Origin of the sequence: Streptomyces viridochromogenes (assembly GCF_001270495.1) — a bacterium.
Lineage (GTDB): Bacteria > Actinomycetota > Actinomycetes > Streptomycetales > Streptomycetaceae > Streptomyces > Streptomyces viridochromogenes_A.
Genome location: NZ_LGUR01000198.1, coordinates 37,610 through 54,246, shown reverse-complemented (window position 1 = coordinate 54,246; position 16,637 = coordinate 37,610). Strand labels below are relative to the sequence as shown.

Below are 16,637 nucleotides of genomic sequence, written 5' to 3'. Positions count from 1 at the left end.
TCATGCGGTGCGGCGGTCGGCGTTCGCGAGGATCGCGTCCTTCAGGTGCTCGGCGAGCCCCGGGTGCATGGAGTCGTAGAACGCCTTGAAGCGCTCGTCGGAGACGTACATCTCGCCGAAGCACCGGTGCATCTCGTAGGGGACCTCGAAGTAGTACCTGCTGATGTGCTGCCGGTGTTCCTCGGCGAGGTCCATGGCCGCCTCGCCGGACGGCGGATCGCCGGCCGCCACGAGGGCCGCGTACCGCCGGCCCCAGTCGTCGACCTCGGCCTGAATACGCTTCCAGTCCTCCTTGGTGTAGGTGGCGACGCGGCGCTGTGACTCGGCGTACGCCTCGGTGCCGCCCCAGCGCTGCTCCGCCTCCTCGGCGTACTGCTCGGGGTCCTTGTCCCCGAACACCTCGAACCGCTCCTCCGGCGTCAGATTGATCCCCATCTTGCGTGCCTCCATGGCGTGTTCCACGGCCGCCGCCATCTTCTGCAGCTTCTCGATCCGGGCGGTCAGCAGCTCGTGCTGCCGGCGCAGGTGTGCGCGCGGGTCCACGGCCGGATCGTCGAGCAGGGCGGAGACCTCCTCCAGCGGGAAGCCGAGCTCTCGGTAGAACAGGACCTGTTGCAGCCGGTCGAGGTCGGCGTCGCTGTAGCGCCGGTGGCCCGCGTGGCTGCGCTCGCTGGGTACGAGCAGGCCGATGTCGTCGTAGTGGTGCAGGGTGCGCACCGTCACCGCGGCGAAACCGGCGACCTGTCCCACGGAGTAGCTCACTTCCGCTCCCTTCGTCGTACGCACTCCACGGTGAGCCCTCACGTGGCGTGAGGTGCAAGCCGGTTTCCTCTCCGGATGTAGCGCCCGTTTTGCCCGTTTATCGTGGGCCCGTGGCCCAGGACACCGTGCAGCCGTTACCCGCCCCGGCGACCCCGGCCCGGGCACTGCTGCCGTTGATCCTCCCCGCTCTCGTGGTGGGCGTGGCGGCGAGTCTGCTCCTTCTCGGGGTGGAGTCGGCGGCCGAGGAGCTCCAGGACGTGCTGTGGCGGAACCTGCCCGACGCGCTGGGGGTGGGCCGGTACTCCGTGCTGTGGATGATCGTCATGCTCACCGCCACCGGCGTGGCCGTCGGCCTGGTGGTGTGGAAGGTGCCGGGGCACGCCGGGCCCGACCCGGCCACGACCGGACTGGACGCTCCCGTGCTGCCGCTCGCCGTGCTGCCGGGGCTGCTGCTGGCGACCGCGCTGATGCTCGCGGGCGGGCCGAGTCTCGGCCCCGAGAACCCGATCATCGCCGTGAACGTGGCTCTGACCTTCTGGCTGGGCCGGCGGCTGCTTCCCCGGGCGCCGGGCGGCCTCTGGGCTGCGCTGGCGGAGGCAGCCACGATCGGCGCCCTGTTCGGTACTCCGGTGGCGGCGGCGCTTCTTCTCTCCGAGGCCCTGGCCGGACGGCAGCTGAAGGGGGCGCTGTGGGACAACGTCTTCGCGCCGCTCGTCGCCGCCGCCGCGGGCTCGCTGACGACCACTCTGGTGGCCCATCCGAGCTTCGATCTGCATCTACCCGCTTTCGGGCAGCCCGGCTGGGGCGATCTGCTGGCGGCGCTGGTGGTCGCATCCGTCGCCGCGCTGCTCGGCATGTGTGCCGTGCGTGCCTTCCCGTACGTCCACGGCGCGTTCACCCGGCTGGGGCATCCCATGGTGGCCCTTCCGGTCGGCGGGCTGGTGCTGGGCCTGCTCGCCGCGCTGGGGGGCCATCTCACGCTCTTCAAGGGGCTGGACGAGGTCGGGGAGATCGCGGCCGATCCCGACGGCTGGTCGGCCGGGGAGTTCGCGACGATGACGGTGGTGAAGCTGGCCGCGCTGCTCGTCGCCGCGTCCTGCGGCTTCCGCGGCGGGCGGATCTTCCCGGCCGTGTTCGTCGGCGCCGCCCTCGGACTGTGCGCCCACGCCCTCGTGCCCGCCGTCCATCCCGCCGTCGGTGTCGCCGCGGGCGTGCTGGGCGTGCTCCTCGCCATCACCCGGCAGGGCTGGGTGAGCCTGTTCACGGCCGCCGTGCTGGTGGCCTCGCCGACGATCATCGCCCTGCTGTGCATGGCCTCGCTGCCGGCCTGGCTGCTGGTCACGGGGCGCCCCCAGATGCAGTTGCGCGCCGACGGAACCCCGGTCCGCTGACCCGCACCGATCCCTCAGGAGACCCAGGAGAGAGCCCATGCCGCTACACAAGGGTCCCGAGGGGCCCGACGAGCGCACGCTGTCCGTCAACCCCTTCTACGGGGAGGCGAATCCGGTCGGCGGCATGACGGAGGCCCCGCCCAAGCACCGGCTGCCGGACGCTCCCATGTCGCCCTCGACGGCGTACCAGCTCGTCCACGACGAGCTGATGCTGGACGGCAACTCCCGGCTGAATCTGGCCACCTTCGTCACCACCTGGATGGAGCCGCAGGCCGGGGTCCTGATGGGCGAGTGCCGGGACAAGAACATGATCGACAAGGACGAGTACCCCCGCACCGCCGAGTTGGAGCGGCGCTGTGTGGCGATGCTCGCCGACCTGTGGAACGCGCCCGACCCGTCGGCGGCCGTGGGGTGTTCGACGACCGGGTCGAGCGAGGCGTGCATGCTCGCCGGGATGGCGCTCAAGCGGCGGTGGGCGCAGCGAAACGCCGACCGCTATCCCGCGCACGACGTCCGCCCCAATCTGGTCATGGGCGTCAACGTCCAGGTCTGCTGGGACAAGTTCTGCAACTTCTGGGAGGTGGAGGCCCGGCAGGTCCCCATGGAGGGCGACCGCTTCCATCTCGATCCGCAGGCGGCGGCCGCGCTGTGCGACGAGAACACCATCGGGGTCGTCGGCGTCCTCGGCTCCACCTTCGACGGCTCCTACGAGCCGATCGCGGAGCTGTGCGCGGCCCTCGACGAACTTCAGGAGCGCACCGGCCTCGACGTCCCGGTCCATGTCGACGGCGCGTCCGGCGCGATGGTGGCGCCCTTCCTGGACGAGGACCTGGTCTGGGACTTCCGGCTGCCGAGAGTGGTCTCCATCAACACCTCGGGGCACAAGTACGGGCTCGTCTACCCCGGGGTCGGCTGGGCGCTGTGGCGGGACAGGGCGTCCCTGCCCGAGGAGCTCGTCTTCCGCGTCAACTACCTGGGCGGCGACATGCCGACCTTCGCGCTCAACTTCTCCCGGCCGGGCGCCCAGGTGGTCGCGCAGTACTACACCTTCCTGCGCCTCGGCCGCGAGGGCTACCGGGCCGTGCAGCAGACCACCCGGGAGGTCGCCCTGGGCATCGCCGACCGCGTGGCGGCCCTCGGCGACTTCCGGCTGCTGACCCGGGGCGACGAGCTCCCGGTGTTCGCCTTCACGACCTTGCCGGAGGTGACGGCCTACGACGTCTTCGACGTCTCCCGGCGGCTGCGTGAGAACGGCTGGCTGGTCCCGGCGTACACCTTCCCGGCGAACCGCGAGGACCTGTCCGTCCTGCGGGTGGTCTGCCGCAACGGCTTCTCCGCCGATCTCGGCGAGCTGTTCGTGGAGGACCTGAGCCAGCTGCTGCCGGAGCTGCGCCGGCAGCCGCAGCCCCTGACGCGGGACAAGGGCGCGGCCACCGGCTTCCACCACTAGGGCTTGTCGCCGGGCGGCCCCCGACGGCTGCTAACGGCTCAGGCGCGCGAACCGCCGTACCGCCAACGGGAAGAACACGGCCAGGAGCGCCAGCGGCCATACGATCGCCGCCGGCACGTGCTCCGTGCCCGTACCGCCGAACAGGTCCCGCACGGCGGTCGCCGTGTGCGACATCGGGTTCCACTCGACGACCGTGCCCAGCCAGCCGGGCATGGTCCCGGGGAGGGCGAGGGCGTTGGACAGGAAGCCGATCGGCCAGACCAGGATCTGCACCGCCTGCACCATCTCCGGCTTCCCCGCCACCAGCGCCAGGTGGATGCCGATCCACAGCATGGCGAAGCGGAAGAGCAGGAGCAGTCCCACGGCGCCCAGGAAGGCCCCCGGTCCGCCGTCCGCGCGCCAGCCCAGCGCGTACCCGACGCCCATGAGGACGAACACGGCCAGCGCCGACTGCAGCATGTCGGCCGCCGAACGGCCCACCAGGACCGCCCCGTTGGCCATCGGCATCGACCGGAAGCGGTCGACCACGCCCTTGTTGAGGTCCTGGGTGACCGCGATCATCGTGCCCTCCAGGCCGAAGGCCATGGTGAGCGCGAGCATGCCGGGCAGGACGTAGTCGATGTAGGAGCCCTGGACGCCCCGGCCGCCGCCGATGAGGTAGCCGAACATCAGCAGCAGCATCACGGGGAAGAGCAGGTTGACCACGACCTGCACGGGTTGCCGCGCCCAGTGCGCGAGTTCGCGGCGGGTCATGGTCCAGGAGTCGGTCAGGGCGTAGGTGTGCGCGCTCATGCGGGCTCCTTCACTCGGTGGTCGTCTCCGGTGAGGTGCAGGAACACCTCGTCCAGCGTCGGCCGGCGCAGCGCGATGTCCTCCGCCTCGATTCCGGCCTCCTCCAGGGCCCGTACGACCCCGGAGAGCGCCGCCATCCGGTCGGTGACCGGTGCGCTGAGCAGGCGCCGGTCGGGGTCGACGCAGACGTCGTCCTTCGGTACGGGCAGCAGGGCGACGGCCGCGCCCAGTTGACCCGCGTCACGCAGCACCACGTCGATGCGGTCGCCGCCGGTCAGCGCCTTGAGCTGGTCCGCCGTGCCGTCGGCGATGACGCGGCCGGCGTCGACGACCGAGATGCGGTCGGCGAGCTGGTCGGCCTCTTCCAGGTACTGGGTGGTGAGCAGGACCGTGGTGCCGCCGCCGACCAGGGAGCGGACCGCGGACCAGACCTCGGTGCGGCCGCGCGGGTCGAGGCCGGTGGTGGGTTCGTCCAGGAAGAGCACCTCCGGGTCGGTGATGAGGGACGCCGCCAGATCCAGTCGCCGGCGCATGCCGCCGCTGTACTGCTTCACCGGCTTGCGGCCGGTGTCGCCGAGCCCGAACCGCTCCAGCAGCTCGTCGGCGCGCACGCGCGCGTGGCGGGCGCCGAGGTGGTGGAGGCGGCCGAACATCTCCAGGTTCTGATGGCCGCCCAGCTCCTCGTCCACGGCCGCGTGCTGCCCGAGCAGTCCGATGCGCAGGCGCACCTCGTACGCCTGGCGCACCACGTCGTGCCCGGCCACCTCGACGCGGCCGCTGTCCGGCCGCAGAAGAGTGGCCAGGATCCTGACCAGGGTCGTCTTGCCCGCGCCGTTCGGGCCGAGTACTCCGTGCACGGTGCCGCGCGCGACCGTGAGATCGAGCCCGTCCAGTGCGTATCCGCCGGCTTTGCCGCCGTACTTCTTGCGTGCCTCTTCGACGGTGATCGCCGTGTCGGCCACCGATACCCCCCCTAGCTAGTCAAACTTGACTACAGATCTACAGATCGAAGCTAGTACCCGGACCCTCAATTAGTCAAACTTGATTAGCGACGTTCTCGATCAGCGGCTGTCCCCGGGATGCCGCTCCCCCGTCGCGTACGGGTTCTCCTGGTCCTCGGCGAGGATCCCGACGAACGGATCCCCCTCCCCGGAGAAGGTGTAGGCGCCGCCGCGGATGCGTGCGATGAGGCCGCGGGTCCACTCGGCGCCGGAGTCGGCGGAGTGCACCCAGAAGTTCATGATCTCGCCGATGTGGCCGAGCTGGCCGGGGCCCTCCTCGGGCGTGTAGTACTCGGTGACGGCCTTGCGCCAGTCCTCGATGCTGCGCACCCGCTCCTCAAGCAGGCCGAGGACCTCCTCACGGTCCAGGTCGACCATGAAGCCGAGCGCGGCGGTGAGTACGTCCGGCCTCTGGTCGTAGGCCGTGAGGTACTGGCGCACCAGCCCGAGGTACTCCTCGGTGCCCTTCTCGGTGAGCTCGTACTCCGTGCGCGGCGGGCCGCCGGCCGTGGACGGCGCGATCTCGTGGGCGTGCAGGAGTCCCTGCTTCGCCATCTGCTTCAGGGCGTGATAGATCGAGCCGGGCTTGGCGTTGGACCACTCGTGCGCGCCCCAGAACTCCAGGTCGTTGCGCACCTGGTAGCCGTGGGCGCGGCCGTGCATACGGACCGCGCCGAGCACGAGGAGACGGATCGCTGACATGCGGTCCAGGTTATGACCTCGGTTTCCGGCAGGAGCAGCCGGCAAGCCTCAGAACGGGAACCCGCTCCTGCCGTGCTGCACCGAGATCCACTTGATCGTCGTGAACGCGTCCAGCATCGTCTCGCCGTTCAGGCGGCCGAGGCCGGAGTGCTTCTCGCCGCCGAAGGGGACGATCGGCTCGTCGTGGACGGTGCCGTCGTTCACGTGGAACATGCCGGTGTCGATCTGCTTGGCGAAGGACACACCCCGCTCGATGTTCCCCGTGTGGACGGCGCCGCTCAGACCGTACGGGGTGTCGTTGACGAGGCGTACGGCCTCCTCCTCGCCGTCGAACGGGACGAGGAAGGCGACCGGGCCGAAGACCTCCTGCTGGAGCAGGGCCGAGTCGGCGGGGACGTTCGTGAGGACGGAGGGCTCGACCAGGTTGTCCGTCGTCGTGCCGTGCACCAGGGCGGTCGCGCCCTCGGCGATCGCCTGCTCGACGACCGCCGAGAGCGCGTCCGCCTGGGACGAGTTGATCACCGGGCCGATGACGGTCTCCGGGTCGCGCGGGTCGCCGGCCTTCAGGGTCCTCACCTTGGCGACGAACTTCTCGGTGAACTCGTCCGCGACCGAGCGGTCCACGAGGACCCGGTTCGCGGCCATGCAGACCTGGCCCTGATGGACGTACCGGCTGAAGACCGCCGCGTCGACCGCGTAGTCGATGTCGGCGTCGTCGAGGACCACGATCGCGCTGTTGCCGCCGAGTTCGAGGACCGAGCGCTTGAAGAGCGAGGCGCAGACGGTGGCGACGTGGCGGCCGACCTTGTCGGAGCCGGTGAAGGAGATGACCTTCGGGATCGGGTGCTCGAGGAAGGCGTCGCCGATCTCGGCGATGTCCGTGACGACGACGTTGAGGAGACCGGCGGGCAGGCCCGCGTCCTCGAAGATCTTCGCGACCAGGGTGCCGCCGCAGATCGGGGTGTTCTGGTGCGGCTTGAGGACGACGGCGTTGCCGAGCGCCAGGGCCGGGGCGACCGACTTGACGGAGAGGAGGAAGGGGAAGTTGAAGGGGCTGATCACGCCCACGACGCCGACCGGAACCCGGTAGACGCGGTTCTCCTTGCCGTCCGTCGGCGACGGGATGATCCTGCCCTCGGGGCGCAGCGCCAGGTGGATCGCCTCGCGCAGGAACTCCTTGGCGAGGTGGAGTTCGAAGGCCGCCTTCAGCCGGGTGCCGCCGAGCTCGGCGATGATCGCCTCGGCGATCTCCTGCTCGCGGTCCTCTATCAGGCGCAGCGCCCTCTCGAAGACGCCGCGTCGGGCGTACGGATTGGTCGCGGCCCACTGCTTCTGGGCTCGGGCGGCCGCCTGGTAGGCGTCGTCCACCTCGTCGACCGTGGCTATGGTGATCGACGCCAGCTTCTCGCCGTCGTACGGGTTGAAGTCGATGATGTCCCAGGAGCCTGAGCCCGGGCGCCACTCACCGCCGATGTACTGCTGAGCCAGGTCGGTGAAGTAGGACGACATGTGATCCCTCAATCCCTAGCGGACACCCGCTCGACTGATCACGGACGCCTTGATCGCCTTGATCCCTTTGATCGGGCTTGATCGGCCTTGATCGTCTTCACGGTCTGATCACACGTCATCGTACTTGCGTTTCAAGAGAGTTGAAGGAGTCCCCGGAGAAGATCCCGACTCTCGTCCGGCCCCGGACTGTCCTGCTGGAGCTCCTTCAGCGCCTTCTCGTACTGGGTGACGTCCTCGTGCTTGTCGAGATAGAGCGCGCTGGTGAGCTGCTCCAGATAGACGACGTCGGAGAGGTCGGACTCGGGGAAGCTGAGGATCGTGAAGGCGCCGGACTCGCCGGAGTGGCCGCCGAAGCTGAACGGCATGATCTGAAGCCGCACGTTGGGCCGCTGGGAGATCTCGATGAGGTGCTGGAGCTGGCCGCGCATCACCTCGCGGTCGCCGTACGGACGGCGCAGGGCGGCCTCGTCCAGGACGATGTGGAACTCGGGGGCGCCGTCGTCGAGGAGGTACTTCTGCCGCTCCAGGCGCAGCGCCACGCGCTTTTCGACGTCGGCCGCGCTCGCGCCCTTCATGCCGCGCTTGACGACCGCGCGGGCGTACGCCTCCGTCTGCAACAGGCCGTGCACGAACTGCACTTCGTAGGCGCGGATGAGGCTGGCCGCGCCCTCCAGGCCGACGTAGGTGGGGAACCAGCTCGGCAGGACGTCGGAGTAACTGTGCCACCAGCCCGCGACGTTGGCCTCGCGGGCGAGGGAGAGAAGTGAGGCACGCTCCTGCTCGTCGGTGATTCCGTAGAGCGTCAGCAGGTCTTCGACGTCTCGCGTCTTGAAGCTCACCCGGCCCAGCTCCATCCGGCTGATCTTCGACTCGGAGGCCCGGATCGAGTAACCCGCCGCCTCGCGCGTGATCCCGCGCGCTTCCCGCAGTCGCCTCAGTTGCGAGCCGAGCAGCATGCGCCGCACCACCGATCCGGGCTCTCCCGCGCTCACGTTCGCCAGCCTCCCCAACCGTCTTCAGGGCCCGCAGTCTGCCACTAAATCACTTCGAGCTGTACTCGTCCGATTACAGAGATGGAAAGAAGACAAGGATTCCTCTCAGGAAGGGGTGAGGAGAAGACAAGGAGAGGGACTGAAGTTGGCGGAAAAAATGGCCAACAAGCGGTACGGGAACGTTCAATTCGGTCACGTGCACGTGCATCTGCCCTTGCATCTGCCCTGCGCATCCGAAACCATGGTCCCGCGCAACCGCTGCATCGCAACGACCGCGAACTCTCGGGAGTGCCTCGCATGGGGACGAATGGATCGACCATGCTCGAGCCGTTACGGCAGGGCCTTCCTCCGCTGGATCCCGCAACCGTCTCCAACGCCGCCTCCTGCGCGCTGCCCGCCCGCTACGAAGCAGTGCGTGAGGCGCGGAAGTTCACGCGCCGCACGATGGACCAGTGGGAGCTGGGCGAGCGCTTCGACGATGTGTGTCTCGTCGTGTCGGAGTTGGTGACCAATGCGCTGCGGCACGCTCTGCCGGCGGGGGCGCAGCGGGAGTGCGAGCAGGCGCCGCCGCCTGTGCGACTGCATCTGATGCGGTGGACGGAGCGGCTGGTGTGCGCGGTGCGTGACCCCAGCCATGACAGTCCGGTCGCACGCGATTCCGACGACTTCTCGGCGGAGTCCGGGCGGGGGCTGTTCCTTGTCGACTCCTTCAGTGACAGCTGGGGGTGGCAGCCGCTCGCGGGGTCGTTGAGCGGGAAGGTGGTCTGGGCGCTGTTCCGGCTCCAGCCGCAGGGGCCCGCCGCAGCGTCGGCTTCGGCGGAATGAGGAAGTGCGGGGTTCACTGACGTAGGGGTTCTACGCGCGTTGCCCGGGTGGTGGGCGACGCGCGTGTGTTGATTGCCCTGCTTTGGGACTCCCCCGGCCGTGACGCGGTCAGCCGACGACCAGGTGGTCGAACTCGCCGTCCTTGATGCCGAGGAGCATCGCCTCGATCTCGGCGCGGGTGTAGACGAGCGCCGGACCGTCCGGGAAGCGGGAGTTGCGTACCGCCACGTCACCGCCGGGCAGTCGCGCGAACTCCACGCAGGAGCCCTGCGAGTTGCTGTGCCTGCTCTTCTGCCAGGCCACCCCGTTCAGATCCGTGGCCGCCATGCCGTTGTACACGTCGTGGTCCACAGGTCGCTCCCCGGTGGTGCGGTGGCTCAGGGCCAAATAAGGCATGAGGTGATGCGGTAGCAATCGCTTCCGGATCATAGCTCTGTTCACGTGCAGCTGCATGAGCAGATGCACGTGCACGCGGGGTGTTCCTGCGGTTACTCCTGTGACGTATGGGGGCCTGTGTGCGTTCCAGCGCCTGCCCCGGGGATCGCATCACATGCGGGATCGGACCCTCGTGCACTGGAACAGACGCGTTCCGGGGCCCATGTGTTCCAAACTGCGGGCAGTCGGGACTACCGGCCATGCCTGCGGCGCCTGTGCGGGGTGGGTGGGGGTGCGCGTAGCGCCTGCGGGTGGGGGTGGGTCGGGGCCGCGCCGGGGGGGTGTCCGTCCTCGGTCCGGTGGTGGGCCTTGCGCTGGAGGTGCCGTTTCTTGACACCGGACTCTGCGGGCGGACACCCCCCGACGCGTCCCCTCGCCGCCGTACGCGGCTGCGGGCCCGTGGGGGGGGACGCCGTCCAAGGGCCTGCGGTCGCTTGCCGTGCCGGTCGCTGGCGGAGTCAGCGGGTGGCGTACGGGAGGAGGGCCATTTCCCTGGCGTTCTTGATGGCCTTTGCGAGTCGGCGTTGCTGCTGGACCGTCACTCGGGTGACTCGGCGGCTGCGGATCTTGCCTCGGTCGGAGATGAACTTCCGCAGGAGGTCGGTGTCCTTGTAGTCGATGTAGGTGATGCCTGCGTGGTCCAGGGGGTTGGGGCGGGGCTTGGTGGGCTTGCGGTCCGGCTTGCGGGGCATGGGGGTCAGACCTCCAGGAGCGTGTCGAAGGCGGGCGGGAGTTGTTTCCAGGCGGCGCGGCCGGCGGCGTACTCGGCGTCGGTCAGGAGGCAGGATTCGAGGAGTTGCTCCAGGCCGTCGCGGTCGAGGGCGGGGGACGTGAAGACCAGGTGCTGGCAGCAGTCGCCGTGCTCGGGGTGCCAGTCCAGCGCCGCGGCGGCCCGGCGCACCGGCGGGACCATGTCCCAGGCCGCGTCGGGGAGTGAGGCGAGCCAAGGGCCCGCGCTCTCCAGGCACAGGGCGCCGCCCGCGGCGTCCCAGTGGAGGAGGACGTCCGGTTTGTCGGCCAGCCAGAAGCGGCCCCGGCTGCGGGCCGCCGCGCAGGTCAGGTCCTCCAGTGCCGCGTACAGCCGCTCCGGGTGGAAGGGCCGGCGGCGGTGCCAGACAAGGGTGGAGACGCCGTGCGCGTCGGCCTCCGCGGGGAGCAGGGCGCAGGCCGGGTGCTGGGCGGCGTCGGCCGACTCGACGTCGAAGCCGGCCAGGGCCGCCTGGGCGAGGGCGGAAGTGGGGCGTCGGCGCGGGGGCGGCACCGTCAGGGCGTCCGTGGGCGGAGCGGAGATGGTGACCTGGCGGGCCGTCGGGTGGAGTTGGGCGAGCAGTTCGCGGTCCTCCTCGTCGGCCTCCGGGGAGTCGGTCACGGCGAGGACGGGGGCGTATTCGAGTTGGCGGGCGAAGGTGTCGGCGACCGTGCGCTGGTCGGTCGCCGCGGCCGCCAGGCCCCGCTCGGACAGGTCGTCGCCATTGCCCAGGTAGGGCAGGACCAGCGCGGGGTCGACCGCGGTGATCACGCCGGTCACCGTGAGCCCGCCGGCCGTGACCACCTCGGCCATGGCCTTCGGCTCGACCGATTCCCACAGTTCGACGATCGCCATACGGGTGCCGCCGGTGTCCCGGATCCGGAGCAGCTCCGGCACCAGGTCCTCGCGCAGGGCGCAGCAGGCGCAGTCGTTGACGAGGGGCGTCTCGGCGGCGGTCACGATTCCGGTGGCGTCGCGGATCGTCCGGACGACGGTGCCGGCGGTGGCCGTCGCCAGGTCGTGGTGGAGTACGACGCTGTCGGGGACGTCGGCGAGCAGCTGGGCGACTGTCGCCTTGCGGGCGTCGGCGTGGAGGCCGGCGACGATCACGACAGAGAGTTCGGGCACCTCGCTCAGGCCTGCTTCCCGTAGCGGCGCTCGAAGCGCTCGACGCGGCCGGCGGTGTCCAGGACGCGGGCCGTGCCGGTGTAGAAGGGGTGGCTCACGTTCGAGATCTCGACGTCGACGACCGGGTAGGTGTTGCCGTCCTCCCACTCGATCGTCTTGTCCGTGGGTACGGCGGCGAGGGTCGAGCGGGTGAGGAACGCGTGGTTCGCTGCCCGGTCGCGGAAGACGACGGGGCCGTAGGGCGGGTGGATTCCGTTGCGCATGGGGTGGTTCAGCGCTCCTCTCGGAAGTCGACGTGGCGGCCGGCGATCGGGTCGTACTTGCGCAGGGTCATACGGTCCGGGTCGTTGCGGCGGTTCTTGCGGGTCACGTAGGTGAAACCGGTGCCGGCTGTGGACCGGAGCTTGATGACCGGGCGGAGTTCGTTGCGTGCCATGCTGCTATCTTACTGAAAATGAATTCCATTAACAGGAGCAAGCGAGGAGAGGTTCGTCACCTGTGTCCGCCCACTGCATGCTGACCGGCGCCCAGCCCGGGTTCGGCAACTCCATTTCCCACTCACATCGGCGGACCTCCCGCCGCTTCGACCCGAACATCCAGAGCAAGCGCTACTGGCTGCCCAGTGAGGGCCGGTATGTGCGGCTGCGGCTGAGCACCAAGGGGATCAAGACCGTTGACGCGATCGGTGTCGAGGCCGCCGTCGCCCGTATCCGCGCCCGAGGGGTGAAGGTCTGATGGCCAAGAAGAGCAAGATCGCGAAGAACGAGCGGCGGCAGGAGATCGTCGCGCGGTACGCCGCGCGGCGGGCCGAGCTGAAGGAGATCATCCGCCGGCCCTCGTCCACCGATGCCGAACGGCTGGCCGCGCAGCGGGAGCTGAGTCGGCAACCGCGGGACGCGAGCGCCACGCGCGTGCGCAACCGCGACCAGGTGGACGGGCGGCCGCGCGGCTACTTCCGGACCTTCGGGCTGTCCCGGGTGTCGCTGCGGGAGCAGGCACACGCCGGGTATCTGCCTGGGGTGCGCAAGTCGTCCTGGTAGGGGTCCTGGCAGGGGGTGGCCGCCCTGTTAGGTGGGTGGTCGCCCTGGTACGTGGGTGGCCGGGCTGGTCTGGCGGGCTGGCTGGTCTGGCTGGGGCGGTCCGGCGGGTTCTGGGGCGGTCCGGTGGGTTCTGGGGCTGTGGATCGGACTCCCTGGTAACTTGCTGCGGTCGTTTCGGCCACGTGGCTGACTCGGCCGTATGCCGACCGCTACAGCTTGGGAGCTTCCAGTGACCTCGGCGACTTTCTCCCGTACGCGCACGATGTCGGGCCGGCGGATGCGGGCCGCGGCCGTGGCCGCCTCCCTGGCCGGCGCGCTCGCCCTGACCGCGTGCAGCGGTGACGGCGGCTCCGACAAGGGCTCCGACTCCACGGACGGCTCCTCCGCGACCGCCAGTGCCGACACGGGCGGCGGTACGGGAGGGGCGGGGTCGGCCTCCGGTGGCCTGGAGGGCAGCTGGCTGGCCACGACCGACGGCAAGGCGGTCGTGCTGGTCGTCACCGGCACGAAGGCCGGGCTCTTCGCGACCGGCGGGACCGTGTGCAGCGGGACCGCCGGTGAGCGGGACGGGATGCGGATGATCCGCCTCAAGTGCCCCGACGGCAGCAAGGACCGGGCCGTCGGGATGGTCGACTCCGTCGACAAGGCGCGGCTGAAGGTCACCTGGGAGGGCGGCCTCGGCGCGGAGAACTACACCAAGGCGGAGGGCGGGAAGCTTCCCACGGGGCTGCCGACGGCCGGTCTGGGTTCGTGATGTTTGATCGGTGACTGTCCGCCCCATCCGTGCGGTGATCGCGGAGCGATCACCGACGTCACCCCCAGAGGACCCATGCGCGCCACCTCCCTCACCGTCGCCGCCCTCGCTGCGGCCCTCCTCCTGACCGCCTGCGACGACGGGGACAAGGGCCAGGACAGCAAGACCGGTTCCTCCTGCGCCGACGAGGTCTCCGTGAAGTTCGGGCCCGCCAACGCCGCCCCCGCCGCCGGGGACACCGGCAACGTGCCCGTCACGGTCACCAACCGCGGCGGTGCCGAGTGCACGCTGGAGGGGCTGCCCGCCATCGAGTTCGACTCGGGCGACACCGTGACCACCGTCAGGGCCGACGAGGCCGGGGTGCGGAAGACGACCTTCGCGAAGGATGCCTCCACTTCCTTCATCCTCACCTATGTCCGGGGAGAGGGGGGCGGCACCAAGAGCCTCCCCGTGAAGCAGGTGAAGATCCATCTGCCCGGCGCCACCAAGACACGCGACTTCAAGTGGTCGTACGGCGATGTCGCGCTGAAGAGCGACGGGCAGACGCCGGACGCCTCGGTGAGCGGGTTCCAGCAGTCCGGCGACTGACCCGGTTCCTCAGCGTTCAGCGGTTTCAGCGGTTCAGTCGAGAGGGCGGCGGGGGGCCACCTGCGCCCTGTCGGCCGCCTCCGATCCCTCCACCCAGCCCGCCTCGTCGCTGACGCCGCGCAGGCGGGTCGTGGTGGTCTCCGGGAACATGCGGTCCAGGCGGTCGGTGACGGCCACCTCGCGGGAGGCGAGGACCGGGAGCAGGTCCTGGGTGACCTGGGTCTGCGCCGCCTCGGCCAGGCGGGTGCCGACGCGGTGGGCGTAGGCCGCCAGGAAGGACTGCCGGAAGGTCTTCGTACGCTTGCGGCCGCCCGCCCGCTGGGCCGCCTCCGCCTTGGTCATCGCGGTCTGGGCCTGCACGAGGAGCGAGGTGTGGAGCAGCTCGACCACCTCCAGGTCGGCCTCGAAGCCGACGACCGTGGAGAAGCCGAAGGGTTCGTTCCACACGGCACGGCAGTGGTTGGCCGTCGCCACCGCGTCCAGCAGGACCGCCTTCGCCTGTTCGTAGGGTGGTTCGACGCCGATACGGCAGGCGCCGGGCGCGTCCTTGGCGGCGTGCGCGCGGGTCGCGAGCAGTGCCTCGTCGATGCTGTGCCGGGCCATCAGCTCCTGCGCCTTGCCGCTGAGCGCCTCCGCCTCCTCCGGGAATCCGGTCGCCTCCGCCTTCGCCAGCAACGCGCGGATGCGGGTGAGCATGCGGGACTCGGGCCTGGGCCGCCCGGAGGCGGACCTGGCCGGCTCGTCCAGGGGCTCCAGCGCGGGCAGCCGCAGCAGGAGGCGGTACAGCTCCAGGACGGCGGTCGCGTGCGAGAAGCGGTCGGTGCGGGGCGGGGCCTGGGCGGGCAGATCGTCGAGCTGTGCGGTCCAGCGGGGGCCGCGGGGGCGGTCGTCCGGCCGCTGCGCGCGGATCAGCGCCGCGAGCAGTCGTACGTGTACGTCGTCCAGCTCGCGCCGCACCAGCCGCACGACGTCGGCGGGCTGCCAGCCGCGCCGCCAGGCCGCCGCGACGAACTCCCGGCCGCGCCGGGCGAGTTCCGCGTCCGCCTCGGGGGCGGCGGCGAGGAGGGAGGCGCCGGTGTCGAGCGTGGCGTGGCCGGTGTCGTAGAGGGCGGACTCGAAGGCGCGGTCGACAGTGCTGGGCGTGCTCACCAGGGGATCGTAAATGCCTTGTGGAACACCGGGGGCACCCCTAGCTTCCGCTCTCATGGAGTTCCCGGACGAGATGCGCCCCGTACGTTTCGATCATCCCGACGCCGTGAAGCTCTCGGATCTCGCGCAGGCCGAGTACATGCGGCGCTACGGCTACGACGACATGACCCCGCTGCATCCGACCCATTTCGACCCGCCGGACGGGCTGTTCCTGATCGCGTACGTCGCGGACAAGCCCGTGGCCTGCGGCGGCTGGCGGGCCCAGGAGGCCGGCGACGAGGGGTACGCGGACGGGGACGCCGAACTCAAGCGGATGTTCGTGGTGCCCGAGGCGCGGGGGCGGGGGCTGGCCCGCGGCGTTCTGCGGGCGCTGGAGGACAGCGCGCGGGCCGCCGGACGGGTCCGCATGGTGCTGGAGACGGGGACGCCGCTGCACGAGGCCATGCGGCTGTATGTCGCCTGCGGGTATGCGCCGACGGCCAACTTCGGTCCCTACCGGGGTTATTCCGACAGTCGCTGCTTCGCCAAGGGACTCTGACAGTCGATGTCAACTGCCGGTTGACACCCCCCGCACTGTCAACCTACGGTTGTCACATGTCGACGAACCCGACCACCACGTCATCCGTACGTCTCGACGACCTCATCGAAGCCATCAAGAAGGTCCACACCGACGCGCTCGACCAGCTCCAGGACGCGGTGATCGCCGCGGATCACCTCGGCGACGTGGCCGATCACCTGATCGGTCACTTCGTGGACCAGGCCCGGCGTTCGGGCGCGTCCTGGACGGACATCGGCAAGAGCATGGGGGTCACCCGGCAGGCCGCGCAGAAGCGGTTCGTGCCGAAGTCCGAGTCGGACCTCGACCCCAGCCAGGGCTTCAGCCGCTACACGCAACGGGCCAGGAACGTGGTGGTCGTCTCCCAGAACGAGGCCAAGACCGCGGGCAACGACCAGATCAGCACCGAGCACCTGCTCCTCGGCCTGCTCGCCGATGCGGACAGCATCGGGGCGAAGGCCATCACCGCGCAGGGCGTCACCCTGGACGCCGTGCGCGAGGCCGCGACCGCCGCCCTGCCGCCGCGCGCCGAGGACGTACCCGCACTCATCCCCTTCGACAGCAACGCCAAGAAGGCCCTCGAACTCACCTTCCGCGAGGCCCTGCGCCTCGGCCACAACTACATCGGCACCGAGCACATCCTGCTGGCCCTGCTGGAGCACGAGAACGGCCAGGGCGTCCTCAGCGGGCTCGGCATCGAGAAGGCGGCTGTCGAGGGCTACGTGACGGAGCTGCTCGGCGCGCTGCTGAAGTCCCATGAGACGAAGGAGGGGGAGGAGAAGGCCTGAGGTAGCTGTCGGTGGGAGGGCGAAGGC

Annotated in this window: 21 protein-coding genes; 9 read left to right on the top strand and 12 right to left on the bottom strand. The window is 70.1% G+C overall.

Going from position 1 to position 16,637, the window contains the following annotated elements:
• Window positions 1-762: a MerR family transcriptional regulator gene (locus ADK36_RS21740; protein ID WP_048586121.1), complete on the bottom strand. Its 762-nt coding sequence runs from the start codon at window positions 760-762 to the stop codon at window positions 1-3.
• Window positions 763-872: 110 nt separating this feature from the next.
• Here ADK36_RS21740 and ADK36_RS21735 point away from each other — a divergent pair, with 110 nt between their 5' ends.
• Entirely contained in the window at window positions 873-2,153 is a 1,281-nt protein-coding gene (locus ADK36_RS21735; RefSeq protein WP_048586120.1) for an ion channel protein, read from the top strand.
• A 37-nt stretch (window positions 2,154-2,190) separates the two neighbouring features.
• Window positions 2,191-3,603 (top strand): glutamate decarboxylase, encoded by a 1,413-nt coding sequence (locus tag ADK36_RS21730; protein ID WP_048586119.1) that lies wholly within the window; start codon window positions 2,191-2,193, stop codon window positions 3,601-3,603.
• A gap of 30 nt (window positions 3,604-3,633) precedes the next feature.
• On the opposite strand, the gene ADK36_RS21725 is transcribed toward ADK36_RS21730, so the two are convergent.
• From ADK36_RS21725 to ADK36_RS21705, 5 genes are all read right to left on the bottom strand, one after another.
• On the bottom strand, window positions 3,634-4,395 hold the full coding sequence (locus ADK36_RS21725) for an ABC transporter permease (protein WP_048586118.1): 762 nt from the start codon (window positions 4,393-4,395) through the stop codon (window positions 3,634-3,636).
• Window positions 4,392-5,357 carry an ATP-binding cassette domain-containing protein gene (locus ADK36_RS21720; RefSeq protein WP_048586117.1) on the bottom strand — a complete coding sequence of 322 codons (966 nt, stop codon included), beginning with the start codon at window positions 5,355-5,357 and terminating at the stop codon, window positions 4,392-4,394. Before ADK36_RS21720 ends, ADK36_RS21725 begins: the two co-directional genes overlap by 4 nt.
• A 99-nt stretch (window positions 5,358-5,456) precedes the next feature.
• Window positions 5,457-6,098: a PadR family transcriptional regulator gene (locus tag ADK36_RS21715; RefSeq protein WP_048586116.1), complete on the bottom strand. Its 642-nt coding sequence runs from the start codon at window positions 6,096-6,098 to the stop codon at window positions 5,457-5,459.
• Window positions 6,099-6,146: 48 nt separating this feature from the next.
• Window positions 6,147-7,607: an aldehyde dehydrogenase family protein gene (locus ADK36_RS21710; RefSeq protein ID WP_053198689.1), complete on the bottom strand. Its 1,461-nt coding sequence runs from the start codon at window positions 7,605-7,607 to the stop codon at window positions 6,147-6,149.
• Between the two features lie 131 nt (window positions 7,608-7,738).
• Entirely contained in the window at window positions 7,739-8,563 is an 825-nt protein-coding gene (locus tag ADK36_RS21705) for a helix-turn-helix domain-containing protein (RefSeq protein ID WP_053198687.1), read from the bottom strand.
• A 354-nt stretch (window positions 8,564-8,917) separates the two neighbouring features.
• Here ADK36_RS21705 and ADK36_RS21700 point away from each other — a divergent pair, with 354 nt between their 5' ends.
• The gene (locus tag ADK36_RS21700; RefSeq protein ID WP_048586113.1) at window positions 8,918-9,424 is read left to right on the top strand and encodes an ATP-binding protein; all 507 of its coding nucleotides are present in this window, start codon (window positions 8,918-8,920) and stop codon (window positions 9,422-9,424) included.
• A gap of 108 nt (window positions 9,425-9,532) precedes the next feature.
• On the opposite strand, the gene ADK36_RS21695 is transcribed toward ADK36_RS21700, so the two are convergent.
• From ADK36_RS21695 to rpmG, 5 genes are all read right to left on the bottom strand, one after another.
• Window positions 9,533-9,820, bottom strand: coding sequence for a DUF397 domain-containing protein (locus ADK36_RS21695; protein WP_048586152.1), 288 nt, complete (start codon window positions 9,818-9,820; stop codon window positions 9,533-9,535).
• A gap of 497 nt (window positions 9,821-10,317) precedes the next feature.
• Window positions 10,318-10,551 carry a 30S ribosomal protein S18 gene (gene rpsR / locus ADK36_RS21690; RefSeq protein ID WP_048587362.1) on the bottom strand — a complete coding sequence of 78 codons (234 nt, stop codon included), beginning with the start codon at window positions 10,549-10,551 and terminating at the stop codon, window positions 10,318-10,320.
• A gap of 5 nt (window positions 10,552-10,556) precedes the next feature.
• Window positions 10,557-11,735 carry a CobW family GTP-binding protein gene (locus ADK36_RS21685; RefSeq protein WP_048587363.1) on the bottom strand — a complete coding sequence of 393 codons (1,179 nt, stop codon included), beginning with the start codon at window positions 11,733-11,735 and terminating at the stop codon, window positions 10,557-10,559.
• A 5-nt stretch (window positions 11,736-11,740) separates the two neighbouring features.
• Window positions 11,741-11,998 carry a type B 50S ribosomal protein L31 gene (locus tag ADK36_RS21680; RefSeq protein WP_030052812.1) on the bottom strand — a complete coding sequence of 86 codons (258 nt, stop codon included), beginning with the start codon at window positions 11,996-11,998 and terminating at the stop codon, window positions 11,741-11,743.
• An 8-nt stretch (window positions 11,999-12,006) separates the two neighbouring features.
• On the bottom strand, window positions 12,007-12,171 hold the full coding sequence (gene rpmG / locus ADK36_RS21675; protein WP_048587364.1) for a 50S ribosomal protein L33: 165 nt from the start codon (window positions 12,169-12,171) through the stop codon (window positions 12,007-12,009).
• A gap of 62 nt (window positions 12,172-12,233) precedes the next feature.
• Between rpmG and rpmB the strand changes: the two genes are divergently transcribed.
• From rpmB to ADK36_RS21655, 4 genes are all read left to right on the top strand, one after another.
• Window positions 12,234-12,470, top strand: coding sequence for a 50S ribosomal protein L28 (rpmB, locus tag ADK36_RS21670; protein ID WP_048587365.1), 237 nt, complete (start codon window positions 12,234-12,236; stop codon window positions 12,468-12,470).
• Complete coding sequence (gene rpsN / locus ADK36_RS21665; protein WP_048587366.1) at window positions 12,470-12,775, top strand: 30S ribosomal protein S14; 306 nt, start codon at window positions 12,470-12,472, stop codon at window positions 12,773-12,775. Before rpmB ends, rpsN begins: the two co-directional genes overlap by 1 nt.
• Window positions 12,776-13,052: 277 nt before the next feature.
• Window positions 13,053-13,529 (top strand): hypothetical protein, encoded by a 477-nt coding sequence (locus tag ADK36_RS21660; RefSeq protein ID WP_048587371.1) that lies wholly within the window; start codon window positions 13,053-13,055, stop codon window positions 13,527-13,529.
• A gap of 75 nt (window positions 13,530-13,604) precedes the next feature.
• Complete coding sequence (locus tag ADK36_RS21655; protein WP_048587367.1) at window positions 13,605-14,117, top strand: DUF4232 domain-containing protein; 513 nt, start codon at window positions 13,605-13,607, stop codon at window positions 14,115-14,117.
• 33 nt (window positions 14,118-14,150) lie between these two features.
• Here ADK36_RS21655 and ADK36_RS21650 read toward each other — a convergent pair whose 3' ends face one another.
• Window positions 14,151-15,266, bottom strand: a complete 1,116-nt coding sequence (locus tag ADK36_RS21650) for a DUF2786 domain-containing protein (protein WP_048587368.1) — start codon at window positions 15,264-15,266, stop codon at window positions 14,151-14,153.
• Between the two features lie 55 nt (window positions 15,267-15,321).
• Between ADK36_RS21650 and ADK36_RS21645 the strand changes: the two genes are divergently transcribed.
• Together ADK36_RS21645 and ADK36_RS21640 are read left to right on the top strand one after the other, a co-directional pair.
• Window positions 15,322-15,804 (top strand): GNAT family N-acetyltransferase, encoded by a 483-nt coding sequence (locus ADK36_RS21645; protein WP_234329830.1) that lies wholly within the window; start codon window positions 15,322-15,324, stop codon window positions 15,802-15,804.
• Window positions 15,805-15,860: 56 nt separating this feature from the next.
• The gene (locus tag ADK36_RS21640; protein ID WP_048587369.1) at window positions 15,861-16,610 is read left to right on the top strand and encodes a Clp protease N-terminal domain-containing protein; all 750 of its coding nucleotides are present in this window, start codon (window positions 15,861-15,863) and stop codon (window positions 16,608-16,610) included.
• Window positions 16,611-16,637: the final 27 nt, after the last annotated feature.

What these genes read in the sequence shown, in the direction of transcription:
- ADK36_RS21730 (WP_048586119.1), top strand. Translation starts at nt 2,191, where the DNA reads ATGCCGCTACACAAGGGTCCCGAGGGGCCCGACGAGCGCACGCTGTCC.
- ADK36_RS21725 (WP_048586118.1), bottom strand. Translation starts at nt 4,395, where the DNA reads ATGAGCGCGCACACCTACGCCCTGACCGACTCCTGGACCATGACCCGC.
- ADK36_RS21715 (WP_048586116.1), bottom strand. Translation starts at nt 6,098, where the DNA reads ATGTCAGCGATCCGTCTCCTCGTGCTCGGCGCGGTCCGTATGCACGGC.
- ADK36_RS21710 (WP_053198689.1), bottom strand. Translation starts at nt 7,607, where the DNA reads ATGTCGTCCTACTTCACCGACCTGGCTCAGCAGTACATCGGCGGTGAG.
- ADK36_RS21705 (WP_053198687.1), bottom strand. Translation starts at nt 8,563, where the DNA reads ATGCTGCTCGGCTCGCAACTGAGGCGACTGCGGGAAGCGCGCGGGATC.
- ADK36_RS21700 (WP_048586113.1), top strand. Translation starts at nt 8,918, where the DNA reads ATGCTCGAGCCGTTACGGCAGGGCCTTCCTCCGCTGGATCCCGCAACC.
- ADK36_RS21695 (WP_048586152.1), bottom strand. Translation starts at nt 9,820, where the DNA reads ATGCCTTATTTGGCCCTGAGCCACCGCACCACCGGGGAGCGACCTGTG.
- rpsR (WP_048587362.1), bottom strand. Translation starts at nt 10,551, where the DNA reads ATGCCCCGCAAGCCGGACCGCAAGCCCACCAAGCCCCGCCCCAACCCC.
- ADK36_RS21680 (WP_030052812.1), bottom strand. Translation starts at nt 11,998, where the DNA reads ATGCGCAACGGAATCCACCCGCCCTACGGCCCCGTCGTCTTCCGCGAC.
- rpmG (WP_048587364.1), bottom strand. Translation starts at nt 12,171, where the DNA reads ATGGCACGCAACGAACTCCGCCCGGTCATCAAGCTCCGGTCCACAGCC.
- rpsN (WP_048587366.1), top strand. Translation starts at nt 12,470, where the DNA reads ATGGCCAAGAAGAGCAAGATCGCGAAGAACGAGCGGCGGCAGGAGATC.
- ADK36_RS21660 (WP_048587371.1), top strand. Translation starts at nt 13,053, where the DNA reads ATGCGGGCCGCGGCCGTGGCCGCCTCCCTGGCCGGCGCGCTCGCCCTG.
- ADK36_RS21655 (WP_048587367.1), top strand. Translation starts at nt 13,605, where the DNA reads ATGCGCGCCACCTCCCTCACCGTCGCCGCCCTCGCTGCGGCCCTCCTC.
- ADK36_RS21645 (WP_234329830.1), top strand. Translation starts at nt 15,322, where the DNA reads ATGGAGTTCCCGGACGAGATGCGCCCCGTACGTTTCGATCATCCCGAC.
- ADK36_RS21640 (WP_048587369.1), top strand. Translation starts at nt 15,861, where the DNA reads ATGTCGACGAACCCGACCACCACGTCATCCGTACGTCTCGACGACCTC.